Raw genomic sequence first — 16,351 nt, forward strand, 5'->3', positions numbered from 1 at the left:
TTTCAGTGTCACGGTTTATTGCTGTCACGGTGTTGTGGTGGTCGCCGCGGTGCACGCGACGGCGGTGGTCGTCGTGGTACCTGAGACGATTTCCAGGCCCGAGGTTTCGGGGGCGGTCCAGCTCAGGGTCCAGTTCACGTTTCTGGTCTGGGCGGCATCCAGGGGCACATTCTGGTCGCCGTCCACCCACATTCGGCCACCGTTGGGGTTGATGACGTCGTACTGCGCAGCGGTGACCACGCCCTCGGCGAGGCCGCTGTCCGTTGCGTCGACCGCGACGGCGAGCGTGCCGCCGATGACGCAGCCACTGTTGTCGAGGCCGTTCACCGCGAACCTGACCTGCCAGGCGCGCGCGGCGTCGGCTGCTTCCACCGTCGACCAATCGCTGCACAGGGTGGAATCGGCCTCGGTGCAGTACCGCACGCGAATACGCGGGTCGGCGCCGAACACCGTCGAGCCCCTGACTGCGTCGAAGTTTTCGAAGTCGACCACGAAATCGCTCGGCGCGGTCGTCGACGATGTGGGAGCGGTGATGAGGTACTGGCCGTCAACCGGCGCCGCCAGGCCGTAGGTGTATTCCCCGTTGCCCGGGGCGGGCGGCTGCTCCCAGGTGGTGATCGAATCGGCAGCGGCTGTGGCCACCCCGTAGCCGTTGGAGTAGCAGACCGTCACGAAATACTCCGTGTGTTTGGTCAGACCGTCGATTTCGCGGTCTTTCGAAGTGGCCGCGGCGCCGGCCGAGGTCAGACCGGTCGCGCTGAGTCGGCAGGTCGCGCCCTCGGTGAGTGAGGCGACGTAGAGAAATTCTTCCGGCAGGGTGCTGAAGTTCTTCTCGAAGCGCGCCTGGGCCACGGTGATCGACCGGTTCTGCGAGCTCAGCACGCCAGCACTGGTGATGGCGGGCGACCCGGCCACGAGCACCGTCTGCGACGTCGTCTCCTCGGTCGGGCCGGTTCCGGCGGGCTGCTCGTGGCGGCTCAGCGGGGTCACGGTGATGTTCTGGTCGCCGACCTCGAGTGCGAGGGTGAGCTCGGTCGTTCCGAGACCGGGCGAAGCGACTCGTTGTTCGACCCCATTGACGCTGTACCGATTGGTGGACCGGTCATTGTTTTCGATGGTCACGGTCACAGCACCGGTGCCGGCGCTCGTCACATCCTCGTCGAAGACCGGCTCAGCCGTGAGCGTTCCCATGCCGGGGGTGTCATAGGACCAGGCCGTGACGCTGACCGCACTGCGAGATTCGCCGACGGCGTTCACGGCCTTGGCCTCGTAGCGGTCCTTCAGACCGTTTTCGGTCGTTCGAATCACACCGCAGTCGCCCGAAACGTCACAGCGACCGACCGAAGCCCCATTGCGGTACAGGGTGAATCCCGTGAGCTTCGGGTAGGTGGAGTTCGCGCCGCCGGGGCTGACGGACAGGGTGATCGACTCGTCGCCGTAGGCGATCTGGGTGACCGCGTTCGGCACCTTGGGGTACCCCTGCAGGTCGACCGTGATCGACCCGTTGCGGCTGCCGGCGCTGAGCTTGCCCTGCGCGTCGCGCACCACAAAACTGGCCTCGCAGACCCCGCCGGCGGTATCACCAGACCAGGAGGCCCGCACGCTGCGGGTGTTCTCCACCGCGAAGGAGACGCCGACGCAGGTACTCGGCGCCGCGACCGACACCAGTACGAGCGGCGTGTTGCGGTACAGGTTGACCTCGCCGGCCACGCCGACGACGGCGATCGAGCAGCTCGAGCCGGAGGACTGCGAACAGGTCCGTGCCACCGTACCGCCCTTGGGCAACTCGCTCGGCGCCGGGCCGACTTTGAGCGCGAGCAGGGCCGGCTCGGCGTCACGGTGGCTGGCGAGGCTCACCGTCACGGCCGCCTCACGGCCGGCCACGGCGTTGTCCGCGACGGAGATCGTGAGAATGGCACCGTCCTGCGTCACGGTGAACTGGTCGGAGACGATCTCGGTCGCGAAGGTCAGCGCCGGTACCGCTCCCTTACCCTGCCAGTCGACCATGTGGGTGAGGTCGTAACGAATGTCGTCGGCGCCCGGGCTTTGGGTCAGTGCCGCTGGGCGCAGGGTCGGCTGCGGGTCAAGCGGTTCAACGACGATCGGCACGACCAGCTGGGTGTAATCCTCCTGGCCGTCGATGCGCACCGGCACGGTGCACGAGTCGCTCCAGGGGGCATCGGATCCGGCCCGATAGGTGACGCGGGTGCCGGCGTCGAAGGTACACCGCGCGTTTGCGCGTTCGCCCGATGAACGGATGCCCGACCGCTCCAGTTGCAGCTCGGTCCCGGCCGGAATCGACACCAGGCTGGCCAGGTCGAAGCTGACGGAGGCGTCTTCCCGAACGTTCTGCTCCACGTTGCCCTTTTTGAGCGCGAGGATGATGGCATCCGCTGCTGGGATGCGCAGGAACCCGTAGGTGGTGACTTCGACACCCTGAAAGTTCAGCCCGGTGAGGGAGAACGGGGCGAGGAGGCCTTCGTCGGGGACCTCGCCGCTGATCTTCCAGCCGGAGACCGTGAGGCCGGGGTGGTCGCCCCACAGTGCGAGGGTCAGGCCCCCGACGTCGCCGGAGTTCCAGGAGACTTTGCCGGTCACGACGTCGATGCCTGTCGGGAACGAGTCGCGGTCGTCGAGCGCGACGGTCGTGTCAATGACGATGGGAAAGTCAGGAACGGAGGCGCGCACCACCTTCACAACGATGAGGCCCTGGCCGACGTCTTCGTTCTCGTTGGCGACGGAGTAGACGAAGGTGAGCAGTCCGGGGTCGTCGCCGGCGGTGAAGACCACCTGGCTGTCGGTGACCTGCCCGATGCGCTGCTGCAGGGCATCGTATTCGAGCGAGCCGGCCGTGGCGTCGGGCGTGACGCCGGTCAGGGTGAGTCGACCGCCGCCGGGTTCCACGTCGTTGGCGGCCGGGCGCACGATCACCAGGTTGTCGGCACCGACCTGCACCTCGACGTAGTCACTGAACGTGATCGGGCTCGGGTTGGAGCGCTGGTCGAGCACACCGATGCGTACCAGGGCGATGCCGGTGGCTCCGCTGGCATCGCGCACCCGGTATTGGAATTCGATGGCGCCGTGGTAGTCGAGCGGGCTCGAATAGACAATGGCGTCGCCGGTGGCGTTGACCCCGGCGGTTCCGCGCGCCGGTTGGGTCAGTACCCGGTCGAGCACGACGGTGTCGCCGTCCGCGTCGAGGCCGAAGCTGTCGAACGGAATCTCAATGCTCTCCCCCGACAGCACGCGGCCGTAGAGGGTGTGCGGCTGTGGGGCGGTGTTGTCGCCCTCGGCGAGCACCTCGATCGAGACGACGGCCGAGTCGATCAATTCGGGGGCGCCGGCGACATAGACGCTGTAGCCGAGTTCATAGCTGCCCGGCTGGTCCGGCGCGAGGTAGCGCAGCTCGACACCGGCCGCGAAGGCGAGACCCCGATCGCTTCTGTTCTGCACCGATTCGGCGTTGAGCATCACGATATTGCCGTCGGGCGCGACGTCGTTGGCGAGCACGGGAATGTCAATCTGCGCGCCGACCCGCACCGACACGCTGTCGTTCCTGGCGATCGGTGCCTGCGGCACTGACGCCGGAAGCAGGTAGACGGTGGCCTCGCCGCGCACGGTGTACAGCGGGTTTTCGGTGCCGTCAGAGACGGTGTAGCGCACGGTGCCGAGTTTGCCCGGCCGTTCGTCGGCGGTCGAGCCGCGCACGCGCAACACGTTCTGGCCGACCACGTCGACGCTGAGCGACGCCCCGAACACGGTCTCGGGGATGGCTTCGCCGAGCAGCAGCACCCGCCCGGCCGGGTTGGAGACGGCGGTGAAGACGTCGACGCTCGTGTCCGCCTTGGGCCGCACGAAAACGGTCACCGGGGAGGTGGTGAGTGCCTGCGCATCCGCTGACACCACCGAAATGCGCACGAAAGAGACGACTTCGCTGGCGTCGTCGGCGATGGTGAGACTGACCGTGTAGTTGCCTGGCATAGTGGCGACGAAGTCGAAGGAGGTTCCGTTGGCGGTGACGCCGACCGTGGATCCCTCGGAGCTGGTCGGGGTGGTCGCCGAATTGATGCGGTACAGGCCGGCTGCTCCGGAGACGTACTCGGCCGGGCTGACCGTGAGGCGTTCGTTCACCGAGGCGAGCAGTGCGAACGGTAGGGCCGTGAGCTGCGGGGTCGGCGTGACCGCGATCGTGAGCACCTTCTCGGCCGTGGCGCCGTGAATGTCGGAGACGCTCACCAGAATGGTTGCCGATTGCGCGGTCTGGTCGGCCGCGTTGGGGTGCTTGTAGACGAGCACCCCGGCCGGCGTCACGCTGACCGAGCCGACGTCGGTCGTGTTTACAACGGATGCGACGAAAATCGGATCCCCGTCGGGATCGACCCAGCCGGGCAGCACCGGAACGGTGACCGTACCGCCGGGTTGCACCTCGGGGCTCGGCCAGTCTTGCAGGCAGCCCTCGGTGCCGCACCATACCGGCGCGGCATTCACGTCGTCGCCGTGCACGGTCAGGGTGACCGTCGTGGCCGGCGAGTTGAGTCCGTCTACGCGGGAACCGTCGGTGACGGCGTAGCTGAACGTGGCCGAGCCGCGAGCGCCGGCGGCGACCTGCACTGCGATGGCCTGGTTCGAGTCGGTGACGCTGACGGTGCCCCAGGAAGGGTCAAGCCCGGTCACCGAGGCTGGCAGCACGGTGAGCACGTCGTCGTTGGCGTCGTGGTCGTTGAGCAGCACGGGAAGCAGGGCGAGTTGGTCGCTGCGCACCCCGAAGGCATCGGCAACCGCCACGGGAGCCTTGGGCTCGACAACCTCAGAGGCTTCCTCCACGTCGTCCTGGCGCTGCGGTTTTTCAGCCGCGGCGAGGGTCCAGTCCTGGGAACTCTTGACCAGGGCGCCGTCCGGAACGGTCCACACCCATCCGCTCCGGGAGTCGTTGAGAATCATGAGGGAGTCGTTGGACCGAAACGCGGGGGCTGCGTCCCCGTTCGGTGTGGCCGTGCCGTAGCTGAGCGTCGTTTCGCCGGCGCTTTCGCTGAACAGGGTGCCGCCGGCGCCGGAGGACGGCAGCCAGGCCGCGTAGCGCTCGCCATTAAAAGGGGTCGGTACGGCCGGGGCGCCGAGCACAGTCTCAAAATCGCCGACCAGTTCGGTGCGGGCACCGTCAGCCAGCGCAAAGGAGACCAGGCCGGTCTGGTCGGCCACGAGCACGCCGTCGGAACCGCGCAGGTCGTCGGTGCTGCTCGGGCGCTGCAGCACGGCCAGCTCGCTCAGATTCGTCTCGACCGGTTCGTCCTGGCCGGCCAGCCAGAGTTCGTCGCCGGCCATGCTGAGCAGCGCCCAGGTATCGCCTACGACGCTCAGTTGCGTGCCTGGCTCGGTCGGACCGTCGGTGACGGTGTCATCACCCAGAATTTCGTCGTCCACTATGGAATAGCGCAGCACGCTGTTGGCCGCGCTGGAGTAGCTGTAGAGCACGCCGGCGGGGGTGATCGCGACGGCGTCGGAGACGTAGAAGCGGGCGGTTTCGCCCTCGATGACCTCGTCGTCGGCGTAGGGGTTGACCGGGCGCGGGGACTCGGCCGCGCCGACCGCCCCGGCGAACACCGCTCCGGTGCTCGTGAGGTAGCCGACCCAGGCCCCCGATGAGACGACGGTGCGGGTACCGGCCGGGGTCACGTCGTAGTCGGCGGCGTCGTCGCCGAGGTCGATTGGCGCGGCGAGGCTCACGTCGACGACTTTTTCGTTGTTCTGCGCGTAGAGCAGCACGGTCGCGTCGGTCTGCACCAATTCGCTCGGCGCCGGCACGGTTTTCACGGTGTCCAGTTCGAGCAGGTCGGTGTTGATGCGGGCGTACCGGTTGCCGTCGCCGCTCTGCAGCGCCCAGATCGAGCTCGCGTGCACCGGAGTCTGCTTCACGTCGAAACCGTCGACGACTATGGCCACCGTGGCCAGCAACGCACCAATCGCGGCCACCGCCATAATGCGAATCATGCCGCGACGCTTCTTCGATATCACCGGGAATCGGCGGCGGGTACGCGGCCCGGCCACTAGATCAGCCCAACGAGAAACAGGGCGCCGAACATCGCGCCACCACCGACGACGACCGCCCCGACCAGCAGCAGGGCGAGGGCCACCGGGCGCAGGCGCGTTCGGCGGGGGCCGTCGACGTCGACGTCGGTCAGCGTGCCCTCCCGCGTTTGTGAGGCCGGGCGACGGGTGCCCCGGCCGGGGCGCAGCGACGCGATGACCACGTCGGAGACGACCGGGCCACGCGCCTCCAGGTTGTTGAAATCGACGGGCACGCCAGCGGATGCCCACGCTTCGTCCGCCACTTCGAGCGCCGTGATCGGCAGCCCCAGGTCGCGTTGCACCCGCTGCAGATCGTGGGCGCACTCGAGCAGGCTCGCTTGGCGGCTGGCCGGGTCGCGACTCATCATGCGGGCGAGGATGGTTTCGAGGGCGGGGGGAACATCCGCTCGCCCGATGCTCGTGTATTTGGCCCGGCTGATGCGTTGTTTCAGCTGTGCGCGGGATCCGGCGGATCCGGCGGGCAGGTCGAACGGGGCCCGATCGGCCAGTAGCGAGTAGAGGGTGGCGCCGAACGACCAGACTTCGGTGGCGACGGTACCGGTCGTGCGTTCGTCGACAACTTCTGGGGCGCTCCACGGCAGCGACATGGCGAACAGTTCGCCCGGGCCGCCGCCAGCCAGGGAAGCGGCGATACCGAAGTCACCGAGCACCGGACCGCCGAAGGTCGTGGTGAGAATGTTGGACGGTTTGATGTCTCGGTGCAGCACCTTGGAGCGGTGTGCGGTTTCGAGGGCGCAGGCGATTTTGACCGCGACGCCCAGCACCGTCGCCAGGCGCAGCGGCGCAGCGCGCTCACGCGAGGAGTATGAGCCAGGGCAGAATTCCATCACGAGATAGGGGCGGCCGTCGGCCGAGATGCTCGCGTTGTAGACGGTGAGAATAGACGGATGCGAGCTGAGCCTGGCCATGACATCGGCTTCGGCATTGAATGAGCGCAATACGTCATCGTCGACGATGTCCCGCAGCAGCACTTTGACGGCCACGGAGCGGCGCGGCATGTTCTGTTCGAACAGAAAGACGTCGGCGAATCCGCCGGTGCCGAGCGGGCGCACGTAGCTGTATCCCGACAAAACGGGCGGAACAGAGGGAAGTCGCCTGCCCATTGCTCCCCCCGACCTGCGTTGTTTCTGTCGTGCAACCTTGTGCTGGTCTAAGGTTCAAGCTTAACCACGGCGCCCGATCCCGACACCCACAAGGGGACATGGTACACCCCCACAATGGGGGTGCAAAATGTGAGCGCGGTGGGGGCCACGGAAGGCTTGACCGGGCGCTAGCCGCGGATAGCGTTGCCGAGCTCGGTGTCCGCGTTGCCGCGTGCGTCGGCGGTGAAGAACTGACTCATGCCGTCGAGGCCGTCGACCGCGACGGGTCGTGCCCTGCGTGAACGAGTCATACGCGGTCTGGAAAGCATCCGAAGCTGAGTCCGTCACGAAGCGGGAACCGACCAGGTTGTTCACGAGCGTCTGCAGCTCGGTCAGCTTGGTGATGAGGTCTTCCTTGCCGCAACTGAGTCGACCAGCGGCATCCGTCATGTCGGACTAGGTCACCTTGCGATTGGCCACGGTGTCCCCCCCACTTGTTTGAGCCCGAAGGGTGCGTGTGGTCCTGACCGAATGGCAATACCCCGGACGGGGTCGAATAGGGGTGCACTCGCCGTCCACTGCCCTCGCTGGACGCTAGCTGCACGTAGTCGGGGTGCTGGCTACCTGCGAGACCCACCCGTTTCCGTTGGTCGAGCTTGCCGAGACCGCCGTGGACTGGCCTGAGCCGGTCTCGACAACGCGCGGTCTGCCCGAATGCATATTCGCACAGAAATTCAAACATATTTGAGAATCTCTCGACTCTGGTGCATGGTTTTGGTATCCTTCTTCTATGAGCCAGAGCGGCGATACTCCCCAGCCGGGCCGTGTCGATCCGTTCTTCGCGGCTCACGGCTACCCGCCGTCCACACCCGAAGAGCGTGCCGAGTTCGAGGTGTTCTGGGCGCAGTGTCAGGCTGATTGGCGGCTCCAACTGGCCGAGGGGCTCGGAGACTGCGCCCTGTACGAGGTCACCGACCCGGTCGATCCGGAACCAGTCAACCCGGCATCAGTGAGCCCGGCACCGGTGAGCCTGGCGATTGACCGCCCGGAGTTGATTGACGGCCCGCCCATTCCGGCCGACCTCGATCTGACCGAGGTGTTCGCCGCGGTGCCGCCCGAGCACCTCTTCGATGAGGACCTCCGCGAAGAGTTCCTCTATACGAATTACCTCGCGGACAATTTTCTCCCGGACGATTTCCTCGCCGACGATTCCCTCCCGGCCGAAGGCGCCGCTGGTGAGTTCTCTGCTGGCGCCGATAACTCTGGACAACCCGACCCGGAAGACGACAGCCCCGCGGATGTGCTGAGTCCGTTCCAGCGGCACCAGGCGCAGTTCGTCGACCGGGTGCTCTACCTGGAGAAGGTGATCGCGTGGGCGCAGGCGAGTAAGGCTGAGGTCCTGACTGAGGCGTGGGATTACACCACCAACAGTGCCGAGACCGGCCGCCCGCAGGCCGGTCCGCAGCATGAGCACGACTGGGATGCGACCTTCGCCGCTCAGCAGGGCCTGGTCGCCGAAATGGCCTGTGCGCTGCGCATCCCGGCCGGCACCGCGTCTGGCCTGTTGCGGGAGAGCCGGGTGCTGGTCGAATCCCGGCCCGAGACCCTCGATGCTCTCCGCACCGGGGAGATCTCCCTGCGGCACGCCCAGCGGCTGCTCGACCAGCTCGATTCCGTCTCCGAGCCCGCCCGCGCCGAGCTGGAGGCGGTGTTGCTGCCGCACGCTCGCAAACTCACCGCGACGCAGTTCGATGGAAAAGCCCGCAAACTCCGCGAGCGGTTCCACCCCGACAGCATCACCGTTCGCCGCACCCGGTGCCTGGCCGATCGCCGGGTGCAGTTCTTCCCCGACAAGGACGGCATGGCGACCCTCTGGTTGCGGGCGGCCGGCGACGACGTGCAGAGTATCTATACCCGCGTCACCGATGCTGCGATCAGTCTGCAGGGCCCCGATGAGCCCCGCACCCTCAGCCAACTCCGCGCCGACGTCGCCATTGACCTGCTCCAGCAGGGCGTCACCGGCAGCGGCCTCGGCGCCGGCCTCACCGCCAACGTCAACATCACCGTCCCCGTCCTCACCCTGATGGGTCAGAGCGAGGAACCCGCCGAGCTCGAAGGGTACGGCCCAATCGATCCGGAGACGGCCCGCCGGCTGGCTGGGACCGCGACGAGTTTTCTGCGCGTCCTCACCCACCCGCACACCGGCATCGTCCTCGACGTCAGCTCCACCCCGTTCCGCGTGCCGGCGGCGCTGAAGAAATACCTGCGCCTACGCGATGGAACCTGCCGGTTCCCCGGCTGCAACCGCTCCGCCGGCCACTCCGACCTCGACCACACCATAGATAAACAATTCGGCGGCCCCACCACCGCCACCAACCTCCACTCCCTCTCGCCCGCCCACCACAACCTCAAGCACTTCTCCGATTGGAAAGCCACTGACCTGCCGCGGATATCTCGGACAGTGGGCCCTCTTAAAGTGAGGGTTCACTGAAAGTAGAGATCAGCATGACCGCAGCACGCAGGCGTTTCACCCAGGAGTTCAAAGACGAGCTGTGCCGTGAGGTGATCAACACCTCCAAGCCGATCANCGCCGACCCCGACGGCACCGTCCACTGGACCAGCCCCGCCAGCAAACACTACGCCACCGACCCCGCCACCCGCATCAACCCACCGCAACAACAACAGGCAGCTCCACAGGCATCAGCGCCACCCGAACCACCAGCCCCACCACCGCCCGACCCCTGGAACATCCCCTGGAACACCCCCTCGAACACCGACTGGAACCTCGACTGGAACCTCGACGACTCTAATCCGCCACCGTTCTGACCGCTGAGCGGCGTGACTGACCGTGCTTCGCGGCGGCCTCGGCTTCGGTCTCAACCTCATGCAAGACCGCAAACACATCCGTCCTGCACATGTACATTGCTGGCATGCACCGCTATTAGGCATTGCCTACTACCAGTCCTAGGGTAGTAGTCATGACGCCCACACCGAACACGCCGGCCTTGCCGCAAGACGCGCAGTCCTTGCGCGGGGTGCTGCCCATGCTAATCCTGAGCCAACTGCGTCTGGCTGAGTCGTACGGCTATGAACTCGTGGTGCGGCTGCAGAACATTGGGCTCAGCGACCTCTCGACCGGCACGGTCTACCCGGTGTTGTCGCGGCTCGAGCAGGACGGCTCGCTCACCAGTCGCCTGGTGGCGTCCACGGCTGGCCCGGCCCGCAAGTACTACGCACTTAGCCCGGCCGGGGATGCAACTCTCGCGCTGGCGACGGCACGATGGCATGCCCTCATCGCCATCGTGCAGACCGGCCTGACTGCCACCCCCGCAGAAGAACCACTCCGAGAGGATCAGAAATGAACACCCAAACCACCGAGACCCAATCCACGTTCGGAGTCTGGCGTCGTCGGGAGTCCTACCTGTTCCGGCTCGACCTCTGGCTTGAAGAACGCGTGTCCTTGCGCGAACGTCGATCGATTCTGCGGGAGATTCGCGACAATATCAAAGCGGATGCCGCAATCCGCGGCATCGACACTGCGCTCGACTCGCTTGGCTCACCCCGCGCCCTGGCCCGAAGCTTCGCCGAAGACGGCCGCGGCAACCGGCCATCCTGGAATCGGGCAATCTACTGGTTCACCGGCCTGCTGGTGCTCTGGTGGACCCTAGCCTTCGTTTACACGGCCGGCATGCTGTCGGCCCTGATCTCCAGCGGAGCGGAGTCGGCCGAGTCCTACTTCCTCGGGCTGCCGGTATCGGCTTTCAATCGTGAGTCCGGAATCGGCATCGGCTGGGAAGCCTCCTCTGCCGTTGCCTACATTCCGCTGATGGTCATGGTCGTTGCCGCCATCATCGCCGGGCGGCTGTGGCGCGTGCGGATCGGTCGCCGATAGTCGGCCCAGGGCAGTCGCGTATTATGGAACGAGTGAATGAGACCCTGCCTCCGTGCCCTGAATGCTCTAGCGACCTGTCCTACGAGATGGGCGCCCTGCTGGTTTGCCCGCTCTGCGCCCACGAATGGTCGAATGAACCGGTTGAAGAAGAGCAGGAAGCCGTCGTCAAGGACGCCTTCGGTACCATCCTGACGGACGGCGACACCGTGTCGATCATCAAGGACCTCAAGGTCAAGGGTCAGGCACTGTCGATCAAGGTCGGCACCAAGGTGCGCAACATTCGCTTGGTCGACCCGGTCGACGGCCACGACATCGACTGCAAGGTCGACGGTTTCGGTTTCATGCAGCTCAAGTCCAGTGTGGTCAAGAAGGTTTAAGTGAGCCGGTCGTGACGTGTCAGATTTGCGGTGCCTGGCTGCCGGTTGGTGCCATGTTCTGCGGCGAGTGCGGTAGCTCCCGATCGGCCACCGTGGAATCCCGCAAGCGCCGGGATCCGCGCCCGAACGACACGACCATCATCGCGCGCCTCCCGCACAAGGCCACGATCATCTCCGTTCCGATTCCCGCACTCGTGCCCGTGCCGGTGCGCGCGGTCGCCGCAGTGACGAACGTTCCCCCCGCAGCATCGACGCTGCCGAGCAGCGCGACCTTCGTTTTGACCTTCAGCACCGGTCGGAAAGTGTCCGTGCAGGGGTCGGGCCTAATCGGGCGCAAGCCCCTGCCTCAACCCGACGAGATCTTCGACGACCTCATTCGGGTAGCGGATGCTGACCGCTCGGTCTCCAAGACTCACCTCGAGTTCGGCCAGCACGACGGCGAATTCTGGGTCAGCGACCGGGTCTCCGGCAATGGCACCGTCATTCGCCGGCCCGGCGAAACGGCCGAGCCGCTCGAACCGGGACGACGCTACGTGCTGCCGCGCGGCACGCGAGTCGAGATCGCCGACCACTCATTCACCGTCGCCTGAACCGTTAGCCGCGGCGGGTCACTCCTCCACCGGTGACCCAGACGCAGATTACGCACGGATGGCTCTCGCACTGCCCACGTGAAGCTGATCCTCTGCTCTGATGGTCCTGTGTCGACCGTTGACGAGAACCTCAGCCTGCCGCCAGCGTCGACCGCGCCGCCACCGGCCGGATTTCCGCTTTTCGCCACCGTGGCGCCACTGGCTGCCGCCGGCCTGATTTGGTCGATCACCGGGTCAGCGTTCGCGCTGATCTTCGCCCTACTCAGCCCGCTCATCGCGGTCGCCAGCATGGTCGACGCGCGGCGCACCGGGCGCAAACGCCGCCGGACCGAAACCGCCGCACAGGCCGAGGCCGTCACGGTGCTTCGGCTGGCGATCACCGAACGCCAGGCCCGCTGGAGGGAGTCCGCCTGGCAGCAGACTCCCTCGGCCAGGGACATCGTGCTCGGCCGTGCCGCTGCCGCGCGCTGGAGGCAAACGGATGCCACGCTCGTCACCCTGGGCTGTGGCCCGGCTCCGAGTGGCATACGGCTGGGCGGGGCGACCTCCCCGAACGACCATCGAGAACTTCGGGACTGGGCCGCGACCATCAAAGACGCTCCGATCGTCGTCGACCTGATGCACGGACTCGGCATCGTGGGTGCTGCGCCCCTTCCCGAAGCCCTGGCTCGGGCGGTGCTCGTACAACTGTGCTTTGCGCTGCCGCCGACCGACGTTGGCTTGGATCTGGACCCCGGCCCCGGGTGGGAGTGGGCAGCCGCGTTTCCACACGACGACGTGTCACCAGCGGCTCGATGCATAGTGCTGCATCAGGCGACGGCGGGAACGCCTGCCCGCACCGCGCGCGATCTCGGCCAAGGGCGACTGTTGGTCGCTGTCGCAACCCGGCTCGACGATCTGCCGCCGGGTTGCGGAACCGTCGTGCGGGTGATCGGTCCCGGCCGAGCGCAGCTGATCCGATCGCCGAATCGGGCGCCGGCCATCGATTTCTTTCCGGAACTGCTGACCCGGGCCGCGGCCGCCGACTTTGCGGTGGCGCTCGCCCGGCAGGCAAGAGATGCCGGCCTCGTCACTTCAGCCGGGGCGATCCCGGTCGGCGTTACCCTAACCGACCTGCTCGCCGTAACCGCCGCCGCCGACCCGTCCTCGGTCACCCCGACCGGCCTGGGTTGCGTGATCGGAGTCGGACCCGCAGGGCCGGTACACATCGATCTGGTGCGAGCCGGACCGCACGCCATCGTGGGCGGCACGACCGGCAGCGGCAAGAGTGAGCTCCTGACGACCTGGGTGGCGTCCCTGGCCGCAGCCCATTCAGCCGACCAGGTGAATTTCTTACTCGTTGACTTCAAGGGCGGTGCCGCGTTTGCGCCCCTCGGCAGGCTTCCGCACTGCGTCGGGCTCATCACCGACCTCGATTCCCAGACTGCTGCCCGCGCCCTGGCCAGTCTGGGGGCCGAACTGCGCTTTCGAGAGCGGATACTCAGCACGGCTGGCGCGCGGGATCTGACCGAACTCGAGCATCCGCTGCCCCGGCTGGTCATCGTTGTCGATGAATTCGCGACCATGCTGGGGGCCTTTCCGGAGCTGCACGCCCTGTTCGTCGACATCGCTGCGCGCGGGCGGTCGCTCGGAGTGCACCTGATTCTGTGCACTCAACGACCGGCCGGGGTGGTGCGTGATGCCCTGATGGCCAACTGCAGTCTGCATCTGTCTCTGCGGGTCAACAACCGGGCTGACAGCCAGGCCCTGGTCGGAACGGATGCTGCGGCCACCTTGGATCCGAATCAACCCGGCCGGTGCGTGATCGCCACCGATACCGCCGAGCCCGTGCTCTGCCAGGTCGCCTCCACCGGAGAAAGCGACATTCTGGAGATTGCGGCGCGTTTCTCTGGCGGCACCGCACCGCGGCGCCCGTGGCTGGATGCGCTTCCGACGCTGGTGACCGAGGCCGATCTGCGCCGGATCGCCGGCGAGGGTGCTCCGGCTCCCGGCTACCCCCTCGGTCTGCTGGACGAACCCGACAGTCAGCGGTACCGGGTGTTCGCCTACGTTCCCGAGCTCGATGGCCACCTGCTCGTCGTGGGCGGGTCCGGCTCGGGCAAGTCCACGCTGCTGTGCCACCTCGCTCGGGTGGCCGAATGTCCGGGTGATGCCCCGGTTGCCGTGGAACGAGTGAGCGCTGATGTCGAGGCGACCTGGGACGCACTGGAACGGGTGAGCGCGCTCATAGAAAGCGGGCAGCAGACCGCAGCGCTGCCGCGACTGTTGCTGCTCGATGACTTCGATTCGGTCTTGGCGCGCTGGCAGCCGGATCATCGACTTGCCGCCGCCGATCTGCTCACCGGGTTGCTGCGCGACGGCCCTGCCGCCGGCGTGCACCTCGTCGTCGCCGTGCAGCGGCTGACCAGCACGGTTCCCGGACTCGCCTCACTCTGCCCGAGCACACTGCTGCTCAAGCTCCCCAGCGTGCAGGATCACCTCGCCGCGGGCGGATTGTCGGCCAACTACCACGCCACCCTGCCGGCCGGCGGGGGAGTCTGGCACAACACCCGCGTGCAACTGCTGGCGCCGTTGCCGTTGCAGCTCACCCCGCTCGCCCGGTCGACCGCACAGCTGCCCGAACACGGCCCGCTGCTCGTCGTATCGTCATCTCCGGCGCGCACCGCCGCGCGACTGCGCGCTGTGCTGGGGGTGCCGGTGGTGGAGTTGGCGGGAACGACCGCGCCGGCAGCATCCGCCCTGATCAGCGTCGAAACCGGTCAAACGGATGCCCCCGGCCGGCTGGTCGTCGTCGGTGACGCCGAAACGTGGCAGGCGCACTGGACCCTGCTGACCCGGCTGCGTGGTCAGACTGCCGGCAGCCGGGCCAGCATCGTCTTCGATCGGTGCGGCTTGTCGGATTTTCGGATGGTCAGCCACAGCCGTCAGTTGCCGCCGCCGCTGGCTCCCGGGCGCGGACGAGTGTGGGTGCTGCACCCCGACGGTGACCTGACCCGGGCGATCCTGCCAGAACCGGACGGCGGCCAAGTGAGCAGCTAGAGGAGCACCTCGGCGAGCGGCCGGTGCGTCATTCCGTGGGCGAGCGCGACCGGGGCGCTGATCAGGCGGCCGCCGAACACGTTGAGTCCCTGCGCCAGCGCGGCATCGGCGCGCAGCGCGTTCAGCCAACCGAGCGTCGCGAGGGCCCGCACATACGGCAGCGTCGCATTCGTCAGGGCATAGGTCGAGGTGTGCGGCACAGCGCCGGGCATATTGGCGACACAGTAGAACAGGGATCGGTGCACGGTGAAGGTGGGGTCGGCGTGAGTGGTCGGATGGCTGTCGGCAAAGCAGCCGCCCTGGTCAACGGCGATGTCCACGAGCACGCTGCCCGATTTCATGCGTGACACCAGCTCGTTGCTGACCAGCTTGGGTGCCTTCGCGCCGGGAATGAGCACCGAACCGATCACCATATCGGCCTCCATGACAGCTTTGTCGATCTCGAAGCTGTTCGAGGCGATGGTCTTGACCCGGCCGAAGTGCAGGGCGTCGATCTCACGCAGCCGAAACAGATTCGTATCGAGCACGGTCACCTCCGCGCCGAGGCCGAGCGACACCTGCATCGCAGCGGTCCCGGCGACACCGCCGCCCAGCACGGCGATCTTGGCCGGATGCGTGCCGGGAACCCCTGGCACCAGCAGGCCGGGGCCACCGTTCGGTTTGAGCATGGCATTGGCACCCACAATGGGTGCGAGTCGACCGGCGACCTCGCTCATGGGCGCGAGCAGCGGAAGCGCGCGGGAGGGCAACTGCACAGTTTCGTAGGCGATCGCGGTGACCTGACTCGCGAGCAGGGCCCGCGTCAGGTCGGGTTCGGCGGCGAGGTGCAGGTAGGTGAACAGCACCAGATCGGCCCGAAAATAGCCGTATTCGCTCGCTACCGGTTCTTTCACCTTGAGCAGGAGGTCGGCGGCCGCCCAGACGCTCGCGGCGTCCGGCAGAATCGTCGCACCGGCCGAGCGATACTGCTCATCGCGGATCGAGGACCCCACCCCGGCACCGGCCTGAACCATCACTTCGTGACCGTGCGACACCAGGTCGTGCACCCCCGCCGGGGTGATCGCGACCCGAAATTCATTATTCTTGATCTCGGTGGGAACTGCGATTCTCATGGTGTTCCTCTCTCGCTCCTGGCCACCACCCTAGTCTCGGTGAACCGACGATTTCGCGGGCGAATATTGCAAGTATGTGCTGATTTCGTGACAAATCGGTTCCAAAATCAATGTTTTGAACACTTTTAGGTGTAATTACCGCCGATATGTGCAACTATCGACCAACTCGCAA

Annotated in this window: 10 protein-coding genes; 6 read left to right on the forward strand and 4 right to left on the reverse strand. The window is 66.6% G+C overall.

Annotation, left to right across the window (positions count from 1 at the left end; all coding sequences use genetic code 11):
• Positions 1-24: 24 nt before the first annotated feature.
• From E3O11_RS11135 to E3O11_RS18475, 3 genes are all read right to left on the reverse strand, one after another.
• Complete coding sequence (locus tag E3O11_RS11135) at positions 25-6,045, reverse strand: Ig-like domain-containing protein (protein ID WP_134495542.1); 6,021 nt, start codon at positions 6,043-6,045, stop codon at positions 25-27.
• Complete coding sequence (locus tag E3O11_RS11140) at positions 6,045-7,190, reverse strand: serine/threonine-protein kinase (RefSeq protein ID WP_092452998.1); 1,146 nt, start codon at positions 7,188-7,190, stop codon at positions 6,045-6,047. Before E3O11_RS11140 ends, E3O11_RS11135 begins: the two co-directional genes overlap by 1 nt.
• A gap of 167 nt (positions 7,191-7,357) precedes the next feature.
• Positions 7,358-7,480 (reverse strand): hypothetical protein, encoded by a 123-nt coding sequence (locus tag E3O11_RS18475; RefSeq protein ID WP_255455269.1) that lies wholly within the window; start codon positions 7,478-7,480, stop codon positions 7,358-7,360.
• A gap of 479 nt (positions 7,481-7,959) precedes the next feature.
• Between E3O11_RS18475 and E3O11_RS11150 the strand changes: the two genes are divergently transcribed.
• The 6 genes from E3O11_RS11150 to E3O11_RS11180 all read left to right on the forward strand — a co-directional run bounded on the left by E3O11_RS11150 (position 7,960) and on the right by E3O11_RS11180 (position 15,067).
• Positions 7,960-9,660, forward strand: coding sequence for an HNH endonuclease signature motif containing protein (locus tag E3O11_RS11150; RefSeq protein WP_134495544.1), 1,701 nt, complete (start codon positions 7,960-7,962; stop codon positions 9,658-9,660).
• Between the two features lie 487 nt (positions 9,661-10,147).
• Entirely contained in the window at positions 10,148-10,531 is a 384-nt protein-coding gene (locus E3O11_RS11160) for a PadR family transcriptional regulator (RefSeq protein WP_092450120.1), read from the forward strand.
• A complete protein-coding gene (locus tag E3O11_RS11165; protein WP_092450118.1) occupies positions 10,528-11,061 on the forward strand; it encodes an HAAS signaling domain-containing protein in 534 nt (177 codons plus the stop codon). Before E3O11_RS11160 ends, E3O11_RS11165 begins: the two co-directional genes overlap by 4 nt.
• 23 nt (positions 11,062-11,084) lie before the next feature.
• The gene (locus tag E3O11_RS11170) at positions 11,085-11,438 is read left to right on the forward strand and encodes a zinc ribbon domain-containing protein YjdM (protein WP_134477206.1); all 354 of its coding nucleotides are present in this window, start codon (positions 11,085-11,087) and stop codon (positions 11,436-11,438) included.
• A gap of 11 nt (positions 11,439-11,449) precedes the next feature.
• Entirely contained in the window at positions 11,450-12,028 is a 579-nt protein-coding gene (locus E3O11_RS11175) for an FHA domain-containing protein (RefSeq protein ID WP_092450114.1), read from the forward strand.
• Positions 12,029-12,136: 108 nt separating this feature from the next.
• Positions 12,137-15,067 carry an FtsK/SpoIIIE domain-containing protein gene (locus E3O11_RS11180; protein WP_092450112.1) on the forward strand — a complete coding sequence of 977 codons (2,931 nt, stop codon included), beginning with the start codon at positions 12,137-12,139 and terminating at the stop codon, positions 15,065-15,067.
• On the opposite strand, the gene ald is transcribed toward E3O11_RS11180, so the two are convergent.
• Positions 15,064-16,179 (reverse strand): alanine dehydrogenase, encoded by a 1,116-nt coding sequence (gene ald, locus E3O11_RS11185; protein WP_092450110.1) that lies wholly within the window; start codon positions 16,177-16,179, stop codon positions 15,064-15,066. The two genes, E3O11_RS11180 and ald, sit on opposite strands and share 4 nt — an antisense overlap.
• Positions 16,180-16,351 lie beyond the last annotated feature (172 nt).

Origin of the sequence: Cryobacterium levicorallinum, assembly GCF_004402405.1 — a bacterium.
Lineage (GTDB): Bacteria > Actinomycetota > Actinomycetes > Actinomycetales > Microbacteriaceae > Cryobacterium > Cryobacterium levicorallinum.

What these genes read in the sequence shown, in the direction of transcription:
- E3O11_RS11140 (WP_092452998.1), bottom strand. Translation starts at nt 7,190, where the DNA reads ATGGGCAGGCGACTTCCCTCTGTTCCGCCCGTTTTGTCGGGATACAGC.
- E3O11_RS18475 (WP_255455269.1), bottom strand. Translation starts at nt 7,480, where the DNA reads ATGACTCGTTCACGCAGGGCACGACCCGTCGCGGTCGACGGCCTCGAC.
- E3O11_RS11150 (WP_134495544.1), top strand. Translation starts at nt 7,960, where the DNA reads ATGAGCCAGAGCGGCGATACTCCCCAGCCGGGCCGTGTCGATCCGTTC.
- E3O11_RS11160 (WP_092450120.1), top strand. Translation starts at nt 10,148, where the DNA reads ATGACGCCCACACCGAACACGCCGGCCTTGCCGCAAGACGCGCAGTCC.
- E3O11_RS11165 (WP_092450118.1), top strand. Translation starts at nt 10,528, where the DNA reads ATGAACACCCAAACCACCGAGACCCAATCCACGTTCGGAGTCTGGCGT.
- E3O11_RS11170 (WP_134477206.1), top strand. Translation starts at nt 11,085, where the DNA reads ATGGAACGAGTGAATGAGACCCTGCCTCCGTGCCCTGAATGCTCTAGC.
- ald (WP_092450110.1), bottom strand. Translation starts at nt 16,179, where the DNA reads ATGAGAATCGCAGTTCCCACCGAGATCAAGAATAATGAATTTCGGGTC.